Source organism: Xanthomonas sp. SHU 199, from assembly GCF_000364665.1.
Classification (GTDB): domain Bacteria; phylum Pseudomonadota; class Gammaproteobacteria; order Xanthomonadales; family Xanthomonadaceae; genus Xanthomonas_A; species Xanthomonas_A sontii.
In genome coordinates this window covers 1-3474 of the sequence record NZ_AQOI01000310.1, presented here as the reverse complement: position 1 = coordinate 3474, position 3474 = coordinate 1, and the positions used below count along the sequence as shown (strand labels likewise).

At 68.9% G+C, this 3474-nt stretch carries 2 protein-coding genes and 1 pseudogene; 2 read left to right on the top strand and 1 reads right to left on the bottom strand.

What is annotated here, in order from left to right; genetic code table 11:
• Positions 1–275, top strand: a pseudogene (locus D183_RS0111205) (hypothetical protein); the annotation flags it as partial.
• Positions 276–318: 43 nt separating this feature from the next.
• Here D183_RS0111205 and D183_RS0111200 read toward each other — a convergent pair.
• The gene (locus tag D183_RS0111200) at positions 319–1308 is read right to left on the bottom strand and encodes an RluA family pseudouridine synthase (protein ID WP_026143487.1); all 990 of its coding nucleotides are present in this window, start codon (positions 1306–1308) and stop codon (positions 319–321) included.
• A 394-nt stretch (positions 1309–1702) separates the two neighbouring features.
• On the opposite strand from D183_RS0111200, the gene D183_RS0111195 reads away from it, so the two are divergent.
• Positions 1703–3474 (top strand): Rne/Rng family ribonuclease (locus D183_RS0111195; protein ID WP_017909068.1); only part of this gene is annotated, 1772 nt, incomplete at its 3' end.

Genomic DNA, 3474 nt, shown 5'->3' with positions numbered 1-3474 from the left:
CACTGCCGAGCGAAGCCCCGCGCGCGCAGGCCTGGCATGCGCCGGCGCCCGAACGCGAGGCGCGCGCGCCGCAGATGCCGCGCGAGGCGATGCGTGCGCCGATGCCGGAACCGCGCCAGGAGCAGCGTCAGGAACAACGCCAGGAGCAGCGCGTGGCCCGCTTCTCCCCGCCTCCGCGCATACCCGAGCCGCGGCCGGCCGAGTCGCATCCGGCACAACGCCCGGCACCCGCCCACCACGACGGGCACCACGATCACGACCATCACGAAAGCTGAGCGCAGCGCGGGGGCGGGAGCATGCCGCTCCCGCGGGCCTGCCTCAGCCGAGGCGGTTCAGCGCTTCGGCCAGTTCGTCGGCCAGCGGGGCATTCAATAGATAAGGTGTCTTGCCGTCGTCCAGGCTGAATTCCAGCGAGGCGGCATGCAGGAACAGGCGCTTGAGCCCGATCTGCTCGCGCAGGCGCTTGTTCACCGCCGGATCGCCGTACTTGTCGTCGCCGGCGACCGGATGTCCCAGATGCTGGGCGTGCACGCGGATCTGATGGGTGCGGCCGGTCTCGATCCGCACCTCGCAATAGGAATGCCCGCCGCGCCGCTCCAGCACCCGGAAGTGGCTCAGCGACGGCTTGCCGGCCGCGTTCACCTGCACGTGGCGCTCGCCGCCCTGGCGCAGGCCGATGTGCAGCGGCGCGTCCACGCTCATGGTGCCGTCGGGCATGCGCCCGACCAGCAGGGTCAGGTAGCGCTTGCTAATGCCGCGGCCCTGGACCCGGTCGTCCTCGCGCATCAGCGCCTGCAATTCGGTCAGCGCCGAGCGCTTCTTGGCCACGATCAGCAGCCCGGAGGTGTCGCGGTCGAGCCGGTGCACCAGCTCCAGCGACTGATTGGGACGCAGCGCACGCAGCGTCTCGATGGCGCCGAAACTGATTCCGCTGCCGCCGTGGCTGGCGACGCCCGAGGGTTTGTTCAGCGCCAGCAGCCGCGCGTCCTCGTAGACGATCGCCGCCTCCAGCCGGGCCATGAACGCCTCCGGCGGCGCGCTCTTCTCGCCCTCCTCGGTCAGCCGCACCGGCGGGATGCGCACCTCGTCGCCGGCCTCGAGCTTGCGCTCGGCCTTGGTGCGGCCGCCGTTGACCCGCACCTGGCCGCTGCGCATCAGCTTGTAGATCAGGCTGCGCGGCGCGCCCTTGAGCTGGCCGAGCAGGAAATTGTCTACGCGCTGTCCGGCCCTGTCTTCCGGGACCTTGAGAATGCGCACCGCGCTGGTCGCGACATCGCGCGGCTTTGGAGGGATCGGGGGGGAAGTCATCAGGCAGTTTATTCTGTTACACTCGGGGGGCGAGATAAGGGTTTGATTTCGTTGGAAGTTAGTTGAGGGCCAGAAGCCCGGCTTACGACGATTCCGGCACAGTGCGCGACCACCGCCCCCGGGGCGGCCATGTTAGCGGCTCACCGGCCTACCCGGCCATCGCCGGATGCCGCAAGCGTCCGCGCTGAACATGCCCCGTGCGGCGCCCAGCCTGGCTGGAGTCGCCGCCGGTCCTGAACCACCTAAAAGCAAGAAGCGCTCCCGCGGCTCGCCGTGGTGTCGTAGCGCTGGAAACCCAAGACGCCCACCCCGCGCCTGCGCGATGGGCGACGAAGCGTGACCAGAAGCGAAACCCCATGGCGTTCCGCGCGGTAGCAGCGCGAGGAACGCAACAATGAAGCGAATGCTGATCAACGCCACGCAGGCAGAAGAACTGCGTGTGGCCATCGTGGACGGCCAGACCCTGTACGACATCGACATCGAGCAGCCGTCCAAGGAACAGAAGAAGTCCAACATCTACAAGGGCCGCATCACCCGGCTCGAACCCTCGCTGGAAGCGGCCTTCGTCGAATACGGCGGCGAGCGCCACGGCTTCCTGCCGCTGAAGGAAATCTCCCGCGATTACTTCCAGGCCGGCGTCGACCACAACAAGGCGACGATCCGCGAACTGCTGCGCGAGGGCCAGGAAGTCGTGGTCCAGGTGGATAAGGAAGAGCGCGGCAACAAGGGCGCGGCCCTGACCACGTTCATCTCCCTGGCCGGCCGCTACATGGTGCTGATGCCGAACTCGCCCAGCGCCGGTGGCGTCTCGCGCCGCATCGAGGGCGAGGACCGCGCCGCGCTGAAGGAAGCGCTGGACAAGCTGAACATCCCCGACGACATGGGCGTGATCATCCGCACCGCCGGCGTCGGCCGCGATGCCGAAGAGCTGCAGTGGGACCTGGACTACCTGCTGCAGGTGTGGAAGTCGATCGCCGAGGCCGCCCTGGCCAAGCCGGCGCCGTTCCTGATCTACCAGGAATCGCGGCTGATCATCCGCGCCCTGCGCGACTACCTGCGCGCCGACATCGGCGAGATCCTGGTCGACACCGCCGAGATGTACGGCGACGCCCAGGAGTTCATGCAGCAGGTGATGCCGCAGAGCCTGCGCAAGCTCAAGCACTACACCGACGACATCCCGCTGTTCAACCGCTTCCAGATCGAGTCGCAGATCGAGGCCGCCTACGAGCGCAGCGTGCGCCTGCCGTCCGGCGGCTCGATCGTGGTCGACCAGACCGAGGCGCTGACCGCGGTGGACGTCAACTCCTCGCGCGCCACCAAGGGCAGCGACATCGAGGACACCGCGTTCCAGACCAACCTGGAGGCGGCCGAAGAGGTCGCGCGCCAGCTGCGCCTGCGCGACCTCGGCGGCCTGGTGGTCATCGACTTCATCGACATGGCCTCCAACAAGCACCAGCGCGAGGTCGAGAACCGCCTGCAGAACGCGCTCAAGTACGACCGCGCGCGGGTGCAGATCGGCCGCATCTCGCGCTTCGGCCTGCTGGAGATGAGCCGCCAGCGCCTGCGTCCGTCGCTGGGCGAGTCCAGCCAGATCGTCTGCCCGCGTTGCGACGGCCACGGCCGCATGCGCAGCGTCGAGTCGCTGTCGCTGTCGATCATCCGCGTCGCCGAAGAGCACGCGATGAAGGAGAACACCGGGCAGGTCCTGGTCCAGGCCCCGGTGGAAATCGCCAACTACCTGCTCAACGAGAAGCGCCGCGCGCTCAGCGAGATCGAGAAGCGCCACGACGCGCCGATCGTGATCGTCGCCGACGAGCAGCTGCACACCCCGCACTACGAAGTGACCCGCCTGCGCGAGAACGAGCTGGGCGAGGAAAGCACCAAGCCCAGCTACCAGCGCGGCACCCCGCGCAAGCTGCCGGTGCACGCGCTGACCAAGGCGCAGCTGAACATCCCGGCGCCTGCGGTGACCAATGTGAAGCACTCGCAGCCGGCCCCGGTGCGCGAAGTGGTCGAAGAACCGGTGGCCGCACCGGCACCGGCGCCCGTGGTTGCGCCGGTCCCGGTCGCGCCGCCGGCCACCGGCGTGGTCGGCTGGCTGAAGCGCATCTTCGGCGCCGGCGAGAGCCCGGCCCCGGCTCCGGCCGCCGCCGAGCCGGCACAGCG